Origin of the sequence: Duganella sp. HH101 (genome assembly GCF_001758795.1) — a bacterium.
GTDB lineage: Bacteria > Pseudomonadota > Gammaproteobacteria > Burkholderiales > Burkholderiaceae_D > Rugamonas > Rugamonas rivuli.
Window position 1 is genome coordinate 44753 of sequence record NZ_LRON01000014.1, and the last position, 18215, is coordinate 62967.

Sequence of the window (18215 nt, forward strand, 5' to 3'; positions counted from 1 at the left end):
TCAAACATCCCTGAACAGCATCTGTCCCTGATCGTCCACGGCCAGATACCCCATGTCCGACGCATTCAAAAAACTCAGCCCATCTTCCTGCTTTAGCATCGCGATGGTCGAACAGCTGCCGGCCGCAGTCGCCATCGGCGCCAGCACGCTGACCGAACGCCAGTAACGCACCGGCATGCCATCGCGCGGATCGAGGATGTGGCAGTAGCGCTGCCCATCCAGCTCGAAGTAACGCTCGTAGTCGCCGCTGGTGGCCAGCGCGCCCTGGCTGACCGGGATGCTGGCGATCACGCTGTCCGGATCGCGCGGATCCTGGATGCCGATGCTCCACGGCTGCCCGTTCAGGCGCGGACCGATGAAACGCATGTCGCCGCCCAGGTTCACGTAGCCGTGCCGCACGCCCGCATCGGCCAGCAGCGCCGCCGCGCGGTCCGCCGCATACTCCTTGCCGAAGCCGCCGAAATCGATCTCCATGCCTGCCAGCCGCAGCGCCACCTCCCCCGCGCCGCAATCGACCTTGTCCCAGCCGACCAGCGCCAGCAGGGGCTCCAGCACCTCCTTGCGCGGCACCTCGGGCTTGCGAAAATCCCAGGCCCGCCGCAGCACGCCGGAGGTGATGTCGAACAGTCCCTCGCTGGCGCCGTGCAGCGCCGCCGCGTATCCGATCAGCGACATGGTTTCGTCGTCGCACCGCACCGCAGCCTTGCCTGCCGCAGCATTGATGCGCGAGACGATGCTGTCCGGCCGGTAGCGCGAATACTTGGTCTCGATACGCCGCACCTCGTCCATGGCCTGCTGCGCCAGCAACGCCGCCATGTGCGCGTCCGGCGCGGCAAACCGCAATTCGCAGCGGCTGGCCATCGCTTCGAACGTGGTGCGATGTATTGCATCTATCATTTTGCGTTCACCACTGCCGGTTGATCGCTATCTGTATCGTCTGCGCCCGCAACGCATCCAGGCCCGGGCTGCCGTCGTGGAACAGCCGCCAGCTGCCGCGCTGCTGGTACACCGACGCCTTCACGTCGATGGACCACAGCTTGTCCAACTGCTTGCTGACCTTGAGCCCCAGCGTCGCCGCGCCGAAACCGGACAGCCGCTGGTCGGCCGACATATACCCGCTGCCGTTGTACCCGGGCGGGAACGGCGCCCCGAGCTTGGCGTCGTACAGCGGATCGTAGTAGAAGCTGGCCGCGCTCTGCGAATACAGCCGCAGCTCCGGCGTCACGGTCCAGCCCTGCGACAACGGCTGCACATACTCGGCGCCCAGCGTATGCCCGCGCACGCCGAAGCTGTCGCGGTAGTAGCGGTAGGACAGCCGGCTGGTGCCGCCGGTCGATGCCAGGTGATGGTTCCAGCGCGCCAGCAACGTGGTCTCGTTGCGACTGCGCGGGCGATTGTCCAGCGCCTTGTACGGATCGGAGAAATAGCCTTCGCCCTGGCCGTGCGTCAGCGTCAGCTGGGCGATGTCGTTGGCGGTCAGCACCTGCGTCACGCCCAGCAGCAGACTGCTGGTGCGCTTCTTCTCGTTGCTGACGATCTTGTTGACCGGGTCGATGCGATCGTCCGCGTGACCGATGCCGACGGTCCACGTGGTGTTCTTGCTCTCGCTTTCCAGGCTGCCTTGCAACGACAACGCGCGCGACACGTAGTCATGCTCGGTCGAATACGCCGCGCCGACGGTCACAGTGCCCCGTTCGAAGTAGCGCGTGGCCGATGCATCGCCCGCCGTGCGGTGGTCCTGCATGTGCGACGCGCCCGAAATGGCGGTGTGATAGCGCGGCGAAGCGCCCGACACATCATCCGACACCAGCGATGCGCCTATGCTCCAAACGCCCGCCACCGGCGCCGTGATCGCCACCGACGGAGAATGCACGGTGATGCGGTCCAGGCCGGACTGGCTGTCCTTGTAGTTCAAGTAGCCCAGCGTGATGCTGCCGTTGGCCGGCGGCGTTTCGGCATGTGCCTGCACGCCGGGCAGCAGCATCGCCGCCGTCATGATGGAGGCGGCCAGGCCGCGCCCCGATGCCTTGTCGTCGTTACTCGTCATGGTAGTCCTCAATTGCAGCCGCAACCGCCGCCACCCACACCGGCGCCGCCGGACGAAGCCTCGCGGCTGGTGTAGATATGGTCGTCGAAGCGTGTGAACATATGGCCGTCGCTAAACGTCATCTCGGTACGCGCCAGCGTGCCCTTTTCCCAAGGCTGCACCTGCCCCAGCGAGGCGCAGCCGGACAGGCCGGCCGCCAGCGCGATCAACAGCAGCGTTTTCATTTGACGGCTCCCAGGGCGTTTTGGATCTTGCTTTCCAGCTCGGCGCGGTCGGCCTCGCGGAAGCCGGAATGCTCCAGCAGCACCTTTCCGTCCGGGCCGATCAACACGCTGCTCGGCATGCCCTTGATGCCGTAGCTGCGCGGCGTGGCGCCCTGCGGATCGAAGCCGATCGCGAAGCGCGCCGGCGTCGTGCTCAGGAACTGGCGCGCGTCGGCGCTGTTGGCGTCGACGTTGACGCCGACGATCTGCAAGCCTTTAGCGCCGTACTTGGCCTGCATCTCGTTCATCCACGGGAAGGACTGCCGGCAGGGACCGCACCACGAAGCCCAGAAGTCCACGTACACCACCTTGCCCTGCAGCCTGGCCAGCTTCACTGCGCCGTCCAGCCCTTGCAGGTCGAACTGCGGCGCGGTGGCGCCCTTTTCCAATGCCAGCGCCGGGGCGACGCTCAACGCTGCGGCCGCAGCCAGCAGCATGAAGATCGATTGCGATTTCATCTCAGCCTCCAACGCGTTTGGACTGACGGCGGCGCCAGCCGATGGCGATTGCCGCTGCGATCACCAGGAACACCATCATCGGGTCGTTGACGTCATCCGATGCCGAGCAACCGCCGCCGCCCCGGTTCGACGGTGCGGCACCCGCCGCCGCTGCCGTACCCTGGCCGCTCAGCGCGATGGTCCAGCTGCTGCCGGCGACGCTGGACTGTATCGCCACGCTGCCGCTGTTGCTGCCTGTATTGAGCGGCGTGTAGCTCACCACCAGATCGCACGAGGCGCCAGGCGCCAGCGTGACCGGGAAGGCCGCGCAGCCGGTGCTGTCCGCCACGGCGGCGAAGGGGCCGGTGTAGGTGGCGCTGGCCAGCGTGACGGCGGCGCTGCCGCTGTTGGTCAGCGTGAAGCGGCGCGTCGGTGCGGTGGCGCCGATGACGACGGCGCCGAAGTCGAAGCTTTGCGGCGCAATCGTCAGCGACGGCGTGGTGATGACAACGGCGACGCCGTTGCCGCTCAAGGCCAGGTGGAACTGCGCACCGCTGTCCGTCACCAGCAGCAGGTCCGCGCTGCGGGCGCCTGCGGCGATGGGCTTCAACGCAGTGGTCAGCGTGCAGCTGGCGCCGGGAGCGACCGTGCCGCCGGCGACGCAGCTGCCGCCGAGGACGAAGTCGCCCGGCTGGTTGCCGCCCAACGTCAGCGTGGAGATAGCCAGCGAGGCGTTACCGCTGTTGGACAGCGTCGTCGTGTGTGCCGCCGCGCTGCTGCCGACCTGCGTATCTGCAAAAACAATCGGACCGGTTTCGGACAGCACCGGCGTTGCCGTGGCCTGTTTGGTGCCCGTGCCGGTGACGCCGACCTGCAGTGCCGTCGCGTTCGAGCTGACCGCCAACGCCGCCGACACAGCGCCTTCCGCCGTCGGAGCGAAACGCACCGGCACCGCGCAGCTGGCGCCCACCGCCAGGGTCGCGCCGCAATCGCTGGCGCCCAGGCTGAAGCTGGCCGCGCTGGCGGCGCTCAAGCCGATCTTGCTGAAGCTGATGACGACATTGCCGGTATTGGCCAGCGTGACCGTCTGCGTCACAGCGGCCGCGCCGATGGTCTGCGAGCCGAAGGCGATGGCCGACGGCGTCGCCGTCAGCGCCGGCGCTGGCGTGGCGGCCACGCCGGACACGCCGACCGTCGCATTGCCGTTGGATGCATTGGAAGCCAGCGTCAAGCTGGCGGTGAAGGCGCCCGCAGCGACGGGCAACGCCTGCAGCGTCACCGTGCAGTTACCGCCCGCCGGCACCGGCGCGGCGACGGCGCAGCTGCCGCCCTGCGTGATGATGCTCGCATTGGCGCCGCCAAGCGCGATGGAGGTGAAGTTCAGCGCGGCCGTTCCGCTGTTGCTGACCGTGATGGTCGATACAAGCGACGGAGTGCCCGTCAACAGCGTGCCGAAATTGACGCTGGCCGCAGACAGCGCGATGGTGGCCTGCGGCGTGGCGTTGCCGTTGCCGCTGAGCGCAACGCTGCTGCTGCCGCCCGTGGCGTTATGCGTGATGGTCAACGAAGCCGCACGCGCGCCCGCAGCCGTGGGCTTGAAGCTGGCCTGCACGGTGCAGCTGGCGCCCGCCGCGACGGCGAGACCGTTGGCGCAAGTGCCGCCGGCGACGCTGAAGTCGCCCGCCGCCGCGCCGCCGATGGAGATGGTGCCGATATTGAGCACGGCATTGCCGGTATTGCTCAAGGTGGCGGCCAGCGGAGCGGCGGTCTGGCCGATCGTGGTGCCGCTGAAGGCCAGGCTGGCCGGCGCCAGCGAGGCAGCCGGCGCCGCGACCACATTGGGGTTGCCGATAAAGGCCGCCAGGTCGGCCAGTTCCGCCGCGCTGAATTTGCCGTTGTACAGACCACCCATGCCGCCCTTGTTGGCGGCGATGGCGTTCTGGATGACGGACGGCTGGTTGGCCGCCGCCTGGATGTTGTTGACGTTATTCGCCGGCGAGGCACCGTGGCAGGTGGTGCACGAAGCGCCGCCGCCCACCGGCCCGTTCAGATACAGGCTCTTGCCGTTCAAGGCATCGGCCGCGTTGACGCCCTGCCCCATCACACCGACCAGCAGGACCGCAGCCCATCGCAGCCGGAATACCCTTGATAACAAGCCTGTCATGACACTCTCCTGAAGTTTTTATCTAAAAGCCGCAGACAGAGATCGCAAAGGCATTCATGGCGCTGTGCGCCAGCGCGCACCAGGTCCAGCTTCGGCTGCGCTGGTAGAGCAGCGCCAGCGCCAGACCCGGCGCCAGCACCGCCAGCGCATGCTGCCAGCCGGAGCCCAGGTGCAGCAGGCCGAAAACCGCCGTCGACACCAGCACCGGGCCGGCGCGCGTCAAAGGCAGGCCGCCGTGGTTGGCCGCCAGCTGGCGCGTCATCCATTCCTGCAGCCCTGCCCTGACCACGCACTCCTCCAGCGCAGGCGACAACAGCAGCAGGCGAAGGCAGACGGCCATGTCCGGCGCCTGCAACTGCGTGCTGCAAAAATAAGTCATCGACGACACGGGATTAGTGGTTTTTTGCTGCCGGTTGCGTATCTTGTCCGACCGTTCATACCCGGCCGCGCAGCAAAGGTTCTAGCGGGGAGAGATTTATTTTCGGCCGGTGAGACGGCCGAACCATTTAGCGGCGATGCGCTTGTTGGCTTTGAGGGTGTAGTCCAGCGTGGCGAATTGCTCGTCCAGCGCTTCCTGCAGCATGCTGGCCGGATTGGCCGGCAGCAGTTTCAGATAGGCGTCCGCCTCGCCGTAGTCGCGATGGATTTCCATGCCGGCTTTTTTTGCGATGTGCATCATCGTCTTGTTGGAAGACAGGCAGTGCATGTACAGCGTATCGACATCGTTGTTGCGGCAGTGGATGGCGGCGCGTTCGAACAGCTTGGAACCGATGCCCAGGCCGCGCGCCGAACGGCTGACCGATACGCCGAACTCCGCCACCCGCTCCTTCTCGGTGATGCCGTTCTGCGACTCGTCGCGCGGCGCGAACGCCAGGTGGCCGACCGCCACCAGCTTGAACATGCGGTTGTACACGCCGAACACCATGTCGCGCGAGAAGTCTATGCGGTTGACGTAGTTCTCCACCTGCTCGTCCGGCAGCACGGTGCCGAAGCGCAGCAGGCGGTCGCTGTCTTCCAGCCCGATGAAATGCTTGACCATGCGCCGCCGGTCGCGCTCGCGCAGCTCCTTAACCAGCACCGTCGGACGGCGCTTGCCATCCTGGTGCTTGCCCCAGCGGCGCAGCGGATTCTGGAACAGGTCGATGGCGCTCATGGTATCGGCATGCCGCCTTCGTCCTCGCCGTCGGCGTCGCCGGCGCGCAGCGCCAGCTTCACCGCCGACACGCGGGCGCGGTGCACCAGCTCCGGGATGCGCTGCGGAGTGGCCGCACAGCCTTGCGCGATCTCGCCGGCGTTGACGCCGCGTGCCGCAGCCAGCGCCGTCTCAAGATAAGCCAATTGCGGGAAGGGCGCGTCGCGGAAGCTGGCGTTCGGGCCGATGCGGCCGCGTGAATCACATTCAGTCGCCAGCAGCATCTGCGAAAAGCGCGCCGGCTTGCGGAAGGCGTCGCAGCGCTCGAACAGGGTGACGATGGTGTTGGGGCGCAGCTGCAAGGCGCGGCCGACGTTGCCGTGCTCACGTGCCGTCATCACGGCCAGGTCGCGGCATTCGGTGGGCACCTTGAGGCGCTTGCACACCTGCTCCACCAGCTTGACGCCCAGGCCTTCGTGGCCGTGGTGCGCCGGCCAGTTCTCCGGCGGCGTGGCGCCCTTGCCCAGGTCGTGCATCAGGCAGGCGAAGCGCGTGGCCAGTTCATGGCCCGCTTCCGCCGCGCAGTCGATCACCTGCAGCATGTGCATGCCGGTGTCGATTTCGGGATGCCACTTCTCCGGCTGCGGCACGCCCCACAGCACGTCCAGCTCCGGCAGGATGCGCGCCAGCGCGCCGCAGTCGCGCAGCACTTCCAGCATGCGCGATGGCTTGTGCTCCATCAGGCCGCGCGCCAGCTCCTGCCAAACGCGCTCCGGCACCAGCGCGTCGACTTCGCCCTGCTCCACCATCTGCCGCATCAGCGCATTGGTTTCCGGCGCCACGCGGAAATCGCTGAAGCGGGCGGCGAAGCGGGCCACGCGCAGGATGCGCACCGGGTCTTCGGCAAACGCTTCGGAGACGTGGCGGAAGATGCGCAGCTCCAGGTCGCGCCGGCCGCCGTATGGGTCGGTGAGCGTGCCGTCGTCGGCGCGGGCGATGGCGTTGATGGTCAGGTCGCGGCGTACCAGGTCGTCTTCCAGCGTGACGTCCGGCGAGGTGTGGAACACAAAGCCCTTGTAGCCCGGCGCGGTCTTGCGTTCCGTGCGGGCTAGCGCATATTCTTCCTGCGTCTTCGGATGCAGGAACACCGGGAAGTCCTTGCCGACCGGGCGGTAGCCCTTGGCCAGCATGTCGTCCGGCGTGGCGCCGACGACGACGTGGTCGTGGTCCTTGACCGGCAGGCCAAGCAGTTCATCGCGCACGGCGCCGCCGACTACATAAATCCGCATGGTCGTCAGTCCGGCATTTCGGCGTCGTGCTTGGGCGCCGTTTCGGTCTCGGCCATCGCCTCCTCGACCCAGCGGGCCACGGCGGGATGGGCCAGCACGCGCTGGCAGTAGGCGTCCAGCGCCGGCGCCAGCGATACGCCGTAGGTGCGGAAGCGCATCACCACCGGTGCGTAGTAGGCGTCGGCGATGGAGAAGTCGCCGAACAGGAACTGGTGGTGGCCGAAGCGGGACAGGCACTCTTCCCAGATTTCGCTGATGCGGCCGATGTCGGCCTGGGTGCCGTTGGTGCGGCCCTTGCCCGGATAGCTGGCGCGGATGTTCATCGACATCGAGGTGCGCAGGTCGGCAAAGCCGGCATGCATCTCGGCGCACACCGAGCGCGCCATCGCGCGCGCGGCCACGTCCTGCGGCCACAGGTGCAGCTCCTGGAACTGCTCGGCGAGGTATTCGCAGATCGCCAGGCTGTCCCAGATCGTCATCTCGCCGGCCAGCAGCACCGGCACGCGGCCGCTGGCGGAATAGCCGCAGATGCGGTTGGCGGTGTCGTCCTGGTCCAGCAGCACGCGCACTTCCTGGAACGGGATGCCGAAGGCGGTCATCGCCACCCACGGACGCATCGACCACGACGAATAGTTCTTGTTGCCGATGACGAGCGTCAGGCCCGGCTCGCGCGCGGCGGCCAGGGTTTGCGACAGGCTGGGATCAAGTTGTGTGGTCTGCATGATGCGTCCAAGGTTGGTGTGGTGTTTAGCGCGAGCCGAAGCTCGACTCCTGCTGTTCCTGTTCAGTGTAGCCGCGCGGCGCGACGGTGCCCAGCCGCGCCTTCAACGACTGCGGGCGGCCTTCGAACAGCGCCGCGTAGTAGGTCGTATTCGACATCACGTTCTTGACATAGGTGCGGGTCTCGACGAACGGGATCGATTCGATGAAGACCGCGCTGTCCATCGGCTTGACCAGCGTCGAACGCCACGAGCGCAGGCGGCCCGGCCCGGCGTTGTAGGCGGCGGTGGCCAGCACCTGCGAGCCGTCCATATTCCCGAGCACCATGTTGAGGTAGTTCGCGCCCAGCAGGATGTTGGTGCGCACGTCGCTCAGCATGTCCTGCGCGAAATCGGCCAGGCCGATCTTCTTGGCGACCCAGCGGCCGGTGGACGGCATCACCTGCATCAGGCCCGAGGCGCCGACGTGCGATTGCGCGTCCATGATGAAGCGCGACTCTTGCCGTATCAGGCCGTACACCCAGGCCTTGTCCAGGCCCAGCGTCTGCGTGGTCGGGTGCATGATGTCGATGTGCGGTGACGGGAAGCGCTGCGTGTAGTCGACCTGGATGCGGGTGCGGTCCGAGGTGTTGACCATGCGGTCGAGGATATTGTTCTGGCGCGCGAATTCGGCGGCGGCCAGGTGTTCGCGTTCGCTCAGGCCGCGCAGGCCCCAGTTCCATTCGCGCGTGCCTTCGAAGCGCAGGCGCATGCTGAAGAACTTGATGGCGCGCTGGAAGTTGGGATTGGCGGCGATAGGCGCGATTTCGGACTGGCCGATCGGCAGGCCTGGCTGCGGGATGGTAATCAGCTTGCCGGTTTCCTCCAGCGCCAGCTGGCCGTAGAAGTTGGACTGGTCGGCGATGCTGCGGAACAGCTGCATCGCTTCGCCGGTGGCCTGGATGGAACCGGCTTGCACCATCAGCGAGCGGCCCAGCCAGTAGACCCAGGCCGGATCGGCGCGCAGCGACGACGGCATGGAACGGATGTTCTTCTCCACCTGCTTCCAGTCGCCGTTGCGCAGCGCGATGCGGGTCTTCCATTGCAGCTGGTCGATGGACAGCGCGGCGCCGTTCGATTTCTGCCAGTACTCGGTGGTGTCCTGCGACAGCGAATACGACGACTGCAGCGCCACCGCGGCCCACGCTTCCTGCTGTTCCTGCGGGCTCAGTTTGGAGGAGGCCTTGTTCAGCGCCAGCACCGCCAGCTTGGTGCTGGTCTTGGCCATGCGGCCGATGGCGACGATGTAGATCTCATGTTCGACGCGGCCGCTGCCCACGCCCTTGGCCAGCGCGATGGCCGGCAGGTCGACCGCCTGCACCGCCTTCTTCTCGTTCCCGCCCAGCAGCGCGGCGAGGCGGCGGGCCTGGCCGGTGGCGTTGTACTCGCCGGACAGGCGCAACTGCGCATACAGGTCGTCGATGTTGAACTGGCCGGCCTGGTACAGCGTGGCGATCAGGCCCGCGCACGGCTCGCCGTAGCCGTTCGGCGCGGTCAGCAGCTCGCGCGCTTCGCCGGCCACCTTCTGGCCCTTGAGCGCGCGCGATTGCAGCGCGTAGCATTTGACCTGGGTGTCGTCGTTCAGCACGAACAGCGGCAGCTGCTCGTCGAAGGTGGCCCAGTCGCGCTTGCGGCCCAGGTCCAGCAGCCAGTCGTTGCGCAGGCGGTCGACGATGGCCTGGCCTTCGTAGCGCTTCATGAAATCGCGGATTTCGGCGTACGAGGCATCTTTCAGGCGCGGTTTCAGCCGATAATAATCGACGTAAGACGGAATGGAATAATCGCCCAGGCGGGCGGCGTAGAAATCGGCCTTGGAGGCGTCGTCCTGGCGCACGGCGTCGCGCAGCAGCAGGAAGGAGTCGTCCGCCCTGCGGCCGTCGTCACCCAGGTCGTCGGCATGGGCCAGGGAGGTTAATGCCACGGCGGTCATCGCGGCGGCGCCGGCTATCCATTTCAAAGCGGAAATCAATGTGCAACTCTCTAAAGTCTTGAAAATCTGAACCTATGACCAGCGACCCTAGAATACCACGCGCCACGACGGAACCACCAGCCCCGCCCCCTATGGCGAAGGCCGATTTACGCAAGCAATTGCTGGCCGCTCGGCGCGCGCTGGACGCCTCCACGCGCGCCGCGTGGGACCGCGAGATCGGCGAACAGGTGATCGCATGGTGGCAGGCCGCGCGGCCGGCGGCGCTGGGCGTGTACTGGCCGCTGCGCGACGAGCCGGATCTGCAGCCGGCCTACGCGCAGCTGGAGCGCCTGGGCGCGCGGCTGCTGCTGCCGGTGGTGGTGGAAAAACATGCGGCGCTGGAGTTTGCCGAATGGCGCATCGGCGAGGACATGGTCAAGGATGCGATGGGGGTGGCGGTGCCGGCCGACCTGCGTTTGCAGCAGGCGTATCCGCCGGCGTTGCTGGTGCCGTGCCTGGGTTTCAGTCCGCAAGGCTACCGGCTGGGATATGGCGGCGGCTTCTACGACCGCACGCTGGCGCGCTCGCCGCGCCCGCAGACACTGGGCATAGCCTACCAGTGCCTGCAGGTGCGGTTCGACAGCGACGGCCACGATGTGGCGCTGGACCGCATCGTCACCGAATTAAACTAAGCGCTGCCACAGCGCGGTGGTAGCCGCGGCCTGGTTCATGCTGTAGAAGTGCAGGCCTGGCGCGCCGCCCGCCAGCAGGCGTTCGCACAACGCCGTCACCACGTCCAGGCCGAAGGCCTTGATCGAGGCGCTGTCGTCGCCGAAGCTGGCCAGCTTCAATCGCACCCAGCGCGGAATCTCGGCGCCGCACATGTCCGAGAAGCGCATCAGCTGCGTGTAGTTCGTGATCGGCATGATGCCGGCCACGATGGGCACGTCGATGCCGATCTTGCGGGTCTGGTCGACGAACTGGAAGTAGGCGTCGGCGTTGTAGAAGTACTGGGTGATGGCGGCATTGGCGCCGGCCTTCACCTTGCGTTCGAACGCCAGCAGGTCGTCCTGCGGCGACTTGGCCTGCGGGTGCACTTCCGGGTAGGCCGCCACTTCGATGTGGAACCACTCGCCGGTCTCCTGGCGGATGAACTCCACCAGCTCGTTCGCGTAGCGGAACTCGCCGGACGCGCCGTAGCCGCTCGGCAGGTCGCCGCGCAGCGCGACGATGCGCTTGATGTTGTGGGCCTTGAATTCCGTGAGGATCTCGCGGATCGACTCGCGCGTGCCGCCGACACAGGACAGGTGCGGCGCGGCGTCTTCACCGGCGGCGAGGATTTCCACCACGGTGTCGAGCGTGCCGCGCTGCGTGCTGCCGCCGGCGCCGAAGGTCACGGAAAAATATTTGGGTTTGAGCTCGGACAGCTTGGCGCGCGTGACGCGCAGCTTTTCCGCGCCCTCCGCCGTCTTCGGCGGAAAGAACTCGATACTGAAATTATGATTAGCCATCTGACTTCTTCAAAAGTAAGGTAGACAGGGCCCAGGAAATCACGCTGTACAACAGTGCGCCGCCGATCGCCGAAGCGAAGCTGTCGACGTGGAAGCCGTCCACCCATTGGGCGACCAGCCAGAACATGAAGCCGTTGATGATGAAGATGAACAAACCCAGCGACACCACGGTCACGGGCAACGTCAGCAACAGCAGCACGGGGCGTATCAGCGTATTGACCAGGCCCAGTACAAGAGCCGCGACGAGGGCTGCGCCTATGCTTGTGACATCGACGGAATGCATCAGGTAGGGCACTGCCAGCAAGGCAATTGCATTGATTAACCAGGTAAGGACCAAACGCATAAAATGAACTCGCTGCAAGGAGGACTGGATAAAAACAGGGCCGGCTAATCTGCCGGCCCCGCTTCATACCGGCAGATTAATAACGGTAGTGGTCTGGCTTGTACGGACCTTCTTGCGTCACGCCGATGTAGGCCGCTTGCTCTTCGGTCAGCACGGTCAGCTGCGCGTTCAGTTTCTTCAACTGCAGGCGCGCCACTTTTTCGTCCAGGTGCTTAGGCAGCACGTACACGCCGACCGGATACTTGTCGGTGTTGGCGAACAGCTCGATCTGGGCGATGGTCTGGTTGGCGAACGACGACGACATCACGTACGACGGATGGCCGGTGCCGCAACCCAGGTTCACCAGGCGGCCTTCGGCCAGCAGGATGATGCGTTTGCCCGACGGGAAGATCACGTGGTCGACCTGCGGCTTGATGTTGTCCCAGGTGTACTTCTTGAGCGAAGCGACATCGATCTCGTTGTCGAAGTGGCCGATGTTGCAGACGATGGCCTGGTCCTTCATGGCCAGCATGTGCTTCTCCGTCAGGATGTGGTAGTTGCCGGTGCAGGTGACGAAGATGTCGCCGTGTTCGGCGGCGTAGTCCATCGTCACGACGCGGTAGCCTTCCATCGCGGCCTGCAGTGCGCAGATCGGATCGATTTCAGTCACCCACACTTGCGCCGACAGCGCGCGCATGGCCTGGGCCGAGCCCTTGCCGACGTCACCGTAGCCGGCGATCACGGCGACCTTACCGGCGATCATCACGTCGGTGGCGCGCTTGATGCCGTCGACCAGCGATTCGCGGCAGCCATACAGGTTGTCGAACTTGGACTTGGTGACGGAGTCGTTGACGTTGATCGCCGGGAAGGCCAGCTTGCCTTCCTTATGCATCTGGTACAGGCGGTGCACGCCGGTGGTGGTTTCCTCGGTCACGCCCAGGATGTGCGGCAGGCGCTTGGAGTACCACGACGGGTCGATGGCCAGGTGGGCCTTGATGGCGTTGAACAGGCAGATCTCTTCTTCCGAGCCAGGCGCGGCCAGGACCGAGATGTCTTTTTCAGCGCGCGCGCCCAGGTGCAGCAGCAGCGTGGCGTCGCCGCCGTCGTCGAGGATCATGTTCGAGTAGACCGCGTTGCCGGCAGCGTCGGCTGGCCATTCGAAGATGCGGTGGGTGTAGTCCCAGTATTCGTCCAGGGTTTCGCCCTTGATGGCGAACACCGGGGTGCCGGCGGCGGCGATGGCGGCGGCGGCGTGGTCCTGGGTCGAGTAGATATTGCACGAAGCCCAGCGGACCTTGGCGCCCAGCGCTTCCAGCGTCTGGATCAGCACGGCGGTCTGGATGGTCATGTGCAGCGAACCGGTGATGCGCGCGCCTTTCAGCGGCTGCGATGCGGCGAATTCCTCGCGGATCGCCATCAGGCCCGGCATTTCAGTTTCGGCAATCTTGATTTCTTTGTCGCCCCAGGCGGCCAGGGAAATATCGGCTACCAGGTAGTCTTGTGCGGATTTGAGTACGGCGTTCATCACGCCCTCCTTTCATGTGTTGAAAAAAGTAACGTGAGCGCGGTTTGGGACTCCGAGCCTGGCGAATTCGTGATTCGTCGCAACGCTCCTCGGAAGCCGCATTTTAGCACCGTTGGGCATGACAGGCGCAAGAAATTCCGGTTTGAGAGCGCGCAAATAGACCATATGGCGACAGCCTATAGTGATCTTTTTTGCCCGGAGCACGCCATGGCACCCAACCCGCGCGATGCGATCTGGAATGAAACCCATCATTTGCTATACAACGCCAGCTACACCGAAGAGCTTGAAACGGCGCTGCTGGCGCGCTGGACCTGGCTGGACAGCGTAACCAAGATCGCCGTGGCGATCTCATCCGGCGGCGCCGCGCTCACCGGCCTCGTGTTCTGGAAAAACAGCGACTACACTTTTTTATGGCCGGTGTTTACGTCCGTCAGCACCTTGCTCGCCATCGTGTCCAAGGAACTTTCCGTCGCCAAGCGGCTCAAAGTCCACGCGGCCTCGGTCAGCAGCTTGGCCGCGCTGCGGGCCGACATCGACTCGCTGATTATCCGAATGAAAGTCAACGCCGCTTTTTCCATCGCCGAGTTCGAGGAGAAATTGCTGACGCTGCGCAACCGGTACAAAGTCGAATCGGACGAATTTCCCTACGATCTGCTGCTGAGCGAGCGCTTGAGGTTGAAGACGCAGCAAAAATTGAACGCCAGCTGGCATCCCCAGTAACCCACTCCAGGAGCACACCATGGACCGCGACAAGCGCGACCGATACTTGCCCCCCAATCCGCCGCCGCCGCCGCCGCTGCGGCCCAAATGACAACGCCCCGGCTGCAGGCGCAGGCCGGGGCGTTTGACTCAGCGGACGACGATTACTTCAGGCCGGCTGCGGCGCGCAGGATCGCGGCCTTGTCGGTGCGTTCCCACGTGAATTCCGGCTCTTCGCGGCCGAAGTGGCCGTAGGCGGCGGTCTTGGCGTAGATCGGACGCAACAGGTCCAGCATCTGCACGATGCCTTTCGGACGCAGGTCGAAATGCTCCATCACCAGCGCGGCGATCTTGTCGTCCGGGATCACGCCCGTGCCTTCGGTGTAGACCGTGATGTTGATCGGACGGGCCACGCCGATGGCGTAGCTGACCTGCACCTGGCACTGGCGCGCCAGGCCGGCGGCCACCACGTTCTTGGCCACGTAGCGGGCGGCGTAGGCGGCCGAACGGTCCACTTTCGTAGGATCTTTGCCGGAGAACGCGCCGCCGCCGTGCGGGCTGGCGCCGCCGTAGGTGTCGACGATGATCTTGCGGCCGGTCAGGCCGCAATCGCCCTGAGGACCGCCGATGACGAAGCGGCCGGTCGGGTTGACCAGGTATTTGGTGTCGACCAGCCATTCGCGCGGCAGCACCTGCTTGATGATCTCTTCGATCACCGCTTCTTCGATCTGCTTGTGCTGCATTTCCGGCGCGTGCTGGGTCGACAGCACGACGGTGTCCACCGACACCGGACGGCCGTTGACGTAGCGCAGCGTGACCTGCGATTTGGCGTCCGGACGCAGCCATGGCAGGCGGCCATCCTTGCGCAGCTGCGACTGGCGCTCGACCAAGCGGTGCGCGTAGTGGATCGCGGCGGGCATCAGCTCGGCCGTTTCATCGCAGGCGTAGCCGAACATCAGGCCCTGGTCGCCCGCACCTTGATCCAGATCAATGCCCGCGCCTTCGTCCACGCCCTGGGCGATGTCCGGCGACTGCTTGTCGTAGGCCACCAGCACGGCGCAACCTTTGTAGTCGATGCCGTAGTCGGTGTTGTCGTAGCCTATGCGTTTGATGGTTTCGCGCGCGACTTGAATATAATCAACGTTGGCGTGGGTGGTGATTTCACCGGCCAGCACGACCAGGCCGGTATTGCACAAGGTTTCGGCGGCCACACGGGCTTTCGGATCCTGGGCCAGGATGGCGTCCAGAATGGCGTCGGAAATTTGGTCGGCTACCTTGTCCGGGTGGCCTTCGGACACGGATTCGGAAGTGAAAAGATAATCGTTTGACATCGCAAGCTCCTGATACTGGTTGAGAATGTTTTGTCGCTAACCAATACGGCTTGCGACGCTTTAGCGACATTTATATTCCGCTTCGCAAGTTGTCTGTTAACTCAGCGGATCCTACATACGTGGTATTTTACGCTTCTTAAAAAATTTTGGCACGGCAACAGAGGCCAAAATCTCCTTCTATTAGACGAATTACTCATGCTTGTTCCAATTTTTCGATTTCTTTCCATCTTCCCATTGCCGTTTTTGCACGCGCTGGGTAGCGTGCTGGGCTGGTTGGTCTACCTGAGCTCGCCATCCTATCGCCGCCGCATGCGCGACAACCTGGCGCAGGCAGGCTATTCCCGGCACCTATCGGCCGCCATCGCCGAGGCCGGCAAGAGCATCGTCGAACTGCCCTTCATCTGGTGCGCCAGGCCCGAGCGCGTGTCGCGCCACGCCAGCGACGAGAACTGGACCATCGTCCAGGCCGAGCTGGACGCGGGACGCGGCATCGTCTTCCTGACGCCCCACCTGGGCTGCTTTGAAATCGTCGCCCAGGAAATCGCCCTGCGCACCGAGCTGATGGTGATGTACCGCCCGCCCAAGAAGGCCGCGCTGAAGCCGTTGATCGAGGGCGCCCGCGCGCGCGACAACCTGCTGCTGGCGCCGGCCAATATGTCCGGCGTGCGCATGCTGGCCAAATGCCTGAAGAAAGGCAAGCCGATCGGCCTGCTGCCGGACCAGGTGCCGCAGGAAGGCGAAGGCGTGTGGGCCACCTTCTTCGGCCGCGACGCCTACACCATGACCTTGCCCGCCAAGCTGGCGCAGCTGGGCGACGCCACCATCATCGTCACCTACGCCGAGCGCCTGCCGGCCGGGCGCGGCTATGTGATCCGCTTCGTGCCCTTCGACGGCACGCTGGACGGCAGCGCCGCCGACCAGGCCCAGGCCATCAACCACGCCATGGAGCGCCTGATCGCGCGCAGTCCCAGCCAGTATTTCTGGAGCTACAACCGCTACAAGGTGCCGGCCGGCATAGACGCGCCTGCCTCGGCGCCAACGGCGGGAGAACAGGCATGAAACTGCTGTTGGGGATTATGTGGCTGCTGCACTGGCTGCCGCTGCCGGTGCTGGGCCGCTTCGGCGACGCCGTCGGCAGCCTGCTGTTTCTGGTGATGCGCTCGCGCCGCCATATCACGCTGACCAATCTGCGCCTGTGCATGCCGGAGCTGAGCGAGGCCGAGCGCATCGGCATCGCCCGCCGCCACTTCCAGGCCTATTCGCGCAGCGTGTGGGAACGCGGCATCCTGTGGTGGGCGTCGGAGGAAAGACTGAAGCGCCTGATCAAGGTCGAGCCGGGCCCGGTGCCGGTGGAAGAAATGACGTCCAGGCCGACCATCCTGCTATGCCCGCACTTCGTCTGCCTGGACGTGGCCGGCGCCTCGATCGCCATGGTGGCCAGCGCCTCGTCGATGTATGTGCAGCAAAAGAACGCCACCTTCGACCAGGTGCTGCGCGCAGGCCGCGCCCGCTTCAAGCCGGTCAAGCTGTTCACCCGCCAGGACGGCATCAAGCCCATCTTGCGCGCGCTGCGCGACAAGCTGCCCTACTTCATGCTGCCGGACATGGACTTCGGCGAGAAGGATGCCGAGTTCGTGCCCTTCTTCGGCATCGAGGCGGCCACGCTGACAGCCACCGCCCGCATCGCCGCCACCACCGGCGCCCAGGTGATGCCGGTGATCGCCACCTTCCTGCCCGATTACCAGGGCTGGCGTGTGAAATTCTATCCGGTGTGGGACAATTACCCTGGTCCCGACATGGTCGCCGCCACCCGCCGCATGAACGAGTTCATCGAGGAACGCGTGCGCGAAGCGCCGGCCGAATATTTCTGGACGCACAAACGGTTCAAGACGCGCCCGAACGGCGAACCTTCGCTGTACCAGCGTTCCAAGTAAACACAGGCACAGATGAAACTCAAATTCACCAAAATGCACGGCGCCGGCAATGACTTCGTGGTCATCGACGGCATCAACCAGCACATCGACTTTTCGCCAGCGCAATGGAAGCTGCTGGGCGACCGGCGCTTCGGCGTCGGCGCCGACCAGATCCTGCTGGTGGAAAAGCCTACCCAGCCGGGCTGCGACTTCCGCTACCGCATCTTCAACGCCGACGGCGGCGAGGTCGAGCAGTGCGGCAACGGCTCGCGCGCCTTCGTCAAGTTTGTCTCGGAAAAAGGCTTGACCGCGCAGCGCAGCATCACCGTGGAAACCAAGGCCGGCGTGATCGCGCCGCGGCTGGAGCTGGACGGCAGCATCACGGTCGACATGGGCGCCCCGGTGCTGGAACCGCAGCGCGTGCCTTTCGACGCCGACGGCCTGCACGGCGAGCGCCAGGCCGACGACACGCTGTGGCCGCTGGTGCTGGAACTGGGCGGCGCGCGCGAGAGCGTGCTGATGTCGGTGGTTTCGATGGGCAACCCGCACGCGGTGCAGGTGGTCGACGATGTCGACACCGCGCCGGTCGAGCTGACCGGGCCGCTGATCGAACACCATCCGCGCTTCCCCAACCGCGTCAACGCCGGCTTCATGCAGATCGTCGACCGCGGCCACATCCGGCTGCGCGTGTTCGAGCGCGGCGTCGGCGAAACGCTGGCTTGCGGCACCGGCTCGTGCGCGGCCGTGGTGGCCGGCATCCGCCGCGGCCTGCTGGACAGCCCGGTGCGCGTCGATGCGCGCGGCGGCCAGCTGTCGATCAGCTGGGCAGGCATGGGCCAGCCGGTGCTGCTGACCGGCCCTGCGGTGACGGTGTTCGAAGGCGAGATCGAGATTTAAGCCGGCGCCGACGCCAAC

General features: G+C 65.4%; 19 protein-coding genes and 1 riboswitch. Of the genes, 5 read left to right on the top strand and 14 right to left on the bottom strand.

Going from position 1 to position 18215, the window contains the following annotated elements:
• The 10 genes from DUGA2_RS21060 to DUGA2_RS21105 form a co-directional block, all read right to left on the bottom strand.
• Entirely contained in the window at positions 1-897 is an 897-nt protein-coding gene (locus DUGA2_RS21060) for an FAD:protein FMN transferase (RefSeq protein ID WP_070271443.1), read from the bottom strand.
• A gap of 7 nt (positions 898-904) precedes the next feature.
• The gene (locus DUGA2_RS21065) at positions 905-2047 is read right to left on the bottom strand and encodes a DUF3570 domain-containing protein (protein ID WP_070271444.1); all 1143 of its coding nucleotides are present in this window, start codon (positions 2045-2047) and stop codon (positions 905-907) included.
• Positions 2048-2055: 8 nt separating this feature from the next.
• Complete coding sequence (locus DUGA2_RS21070) at positions 2056-2271, bottom strand: DUF4266 domain-containing protein (protein ID WP_070271445.1); 216 nt, start codon at positions 2269-2271, stop codon at positions 2056-2058.
• Complete coding sequence (locus DUGA2_RS21075) at positions 2268-2768, bottom strand: TlpA disulfide reductase family protein (protein WP_070271446.1); 501 nt, start codon at positions 2766-2768, stop codon at positions 2268-2270. The genes DUGA2_RS21070 and DUGA2_RS21075 overlap by 4 nt, the downstream gene beginning before the upstream one ends.
• A 1-nt stretch (position 2769) precedes the next feature.
• Positions 2770-4911, bottom strand: coding sequence for a choice-of-anchor D domain-containing protein (locus DUGA2_RS21080; protein WP_083296396.1), 2142 nt, complete (start codon positions 4909-4911; stop codon positions 2770-2772).
• Between the two features lie 22 nt (positions 4912-4933).
• A complete protein-coding gene (mrtJ, locus tag DUGA2_RS21085; RefSeq protein WP_229214742.1) occupies positions 4934-5251 on the bottom strand; it encodes a JDVT-CTERM system glutamic-type intramembrane protease in 318 nt (105 codons plus the stop codon).
• A gap of 135 nt (positions 5252-5386) precedes the next feature.
• Positions 5387-6064: a GNAT family N-acetyltransferase gene (locus DUGA2_RS21090; protein WP_070271449.1), complete on the bottom strand. Its 678-nt coding sequence runs from the start codon at positions 6062-6064 to the stop codon at positions 5387-5389.
• Positions 6061-7332, bottom strand: coding sequence for a multifunctional CCA addition/repair protein (locus tag DUGA2_RS21095; protein WP_070271450.1), 1272 nt, complete (start codon positions 7330-7332; stop codon positions 6061-6063). Before DUGA2_RS21095 ends, DUGA2_RS21090 begins: the two co-directional genes overlap by 4 nt.
• 5 nt (positions 7333-7337) lie before the next feature.
• Complete coding sequence (locus DUGA2_RS21100; RefSeq protein WP_008444036.1) at positions 7338-8054, bottom strand: glutathione S-transferase family protein; 717 nt, start codon at positions 8052-8054, stop codon at positions 7338-7340.
• A gap of 25 nt (positions 8055-8079) precedes the next feature.
• Positions 8080-10059 (bottom strand): lytic transglycosylase domain-containing protein, encoded by a 1980-nt coding sequence (locus DUGA2_RS21105; protein ID WP_070271451.1) that lies wholly within the window; start codon positions 10057-10059, stop codon positions 8080-8082.
• Between the two features lie 92 nt (positions 10060-10151).
• On the opposite strand from DUGA2_RS21105, the gene DUGA2_RS21110 reads away from it, so the two are divergent.
• On the top strand, positions 10152-10691 hold the full coding sequence (locus DUGA2_RS21110) for a 5-formyltetrahydrofolate cyclo-ligase (protein ID WP_070271452.1): 540 nt from the start codon (positions 10152-10154) through the stop codon (positions 10689-10691).
• On the opposite strand, the gene metF is transcribed toward DUGA2_RS21110, so the two are convergent.
• The 3 genes from metF to ahcY form a co-directional block, all read right to left on the bottom strand.
• Positions 10683-11510 carry a methylenetetrahydrofolate reductase [NAD(P)H] gene (gene metF / locus DUGA2_RS21115; RefSeq protein ID WP_070271453.1) on the bottom strand — a complete coding sequence of 276 codons (828 nt, stop codon included), beginning with the start codon at positions 11508-11510 and terminating at the stop codon, positions 10683-10685. The genes DUGA2_RS21110 and metF overlap by 9 nt on opposite strands.
• Entirely contained in the window at positions 11503-11853 is a 351-nt protein-coding gene (locus DUGA2_RS21120; protein ID WP_026334838.1) for a phage holin family protein, read from the bottom strand. The genes metF and DUGA2_RS21120 overlap by 8 nt, the downstream gene beginning before the upstream one ends.
• Before the next feature lie 76 nt (positions 11854-11929).
• Positions 11930-13357 carry an adenosylhomocysteinase gene (gene ahcY / locus DUGA2_RS21125; RefSeq protein ID WP_070271454.1) on the bottom strand — a complete coding sequence of 476 codons (1428 nt, stop codon included), beginning with the start codon at positions 13355-13357 and terminating at the stop codon, positions 11930-11932.
• 28 nt (positions 13358-13385) lie between these two features.
• A riboswitch (S-adenosyl-L-homocysteine riboswitch) is annotated at positions 13386-13453 on the bottom strand.
• Between ahcY and DUGA2_RS21130 the strand changes: the two genes are divergently transcribed.
• Entirely contained in the window at positions 13427-14077 is a 651-nt protein-coding gene (locus DUGA2_RS21130) for a hypothetical protein (protein WP_168167808.1), read from the top strand. (Overlaps the previous riboswitch by 27 nt.)
• 143 nt (positions 14078-14220) lie before the next feature.
• Here the strand turns inward: DUGA2_RS21130 and metK are convergent, their stop codons facing one another.
• Positions 14221-15387 (bottom strand): methionine adenosyltransferase, encoded by a 1167-nt coding sequence (metK, locus tag DUGA2_RS21135; protein ID WP_070271456.1) that lies wholly within the window; start codon positions 15385-15387, stop codon positions 14221-14223.
• 195 nt (positions 15388-15582) lie between these two features.
• Between metK and DUGA2_RS21140 the strand changes: the two genes are divergently transcribed.
• The 3 genes from DUGA2_RS21140 to dapF are packed head-to-tail and all read left to right on the top strand — an operon-like array spanning position 15583 to position 18197.
• Positions 15583-16446: a lysophospholipid acyltransferase family protein gene (locus tag DUGA2_RS21140; RefSeq protein ID WP_070271457.1), complete on the top strand. Its 864-nt coding sequence runs from the start codon at positions 15583-15585 to the stop codon at positions 16444-16446.
• Positions 16443-17321, top strand: coding sequence for a lipid A biosynthesis acyltransferase (locus DUGA2_RS21145; RefSeq protein ID WP_070271458.1), 879 nt, complete (start codon positions 16443-16445; stop codon positions 17319-17321). Before DUGA2_RS21140 ends, DUGA2_RS21145 begins: the two co-directional genes overlap by 4 nt.
• 12 nt (positions 17322-17333) lie before the next feature.
• On the top strand, positions 17334-18197 hold the full coding sequence (gene dapF, locus DUGA2_RS21150) for a diaminopimelate epimerase (protein WP_070271459.1): 864 nt from the start codon (positions 17334-17336) through the stop codon (positions 18195-18197).
• Positions 18198-18215: the final 18 nt, after the last annotated feature.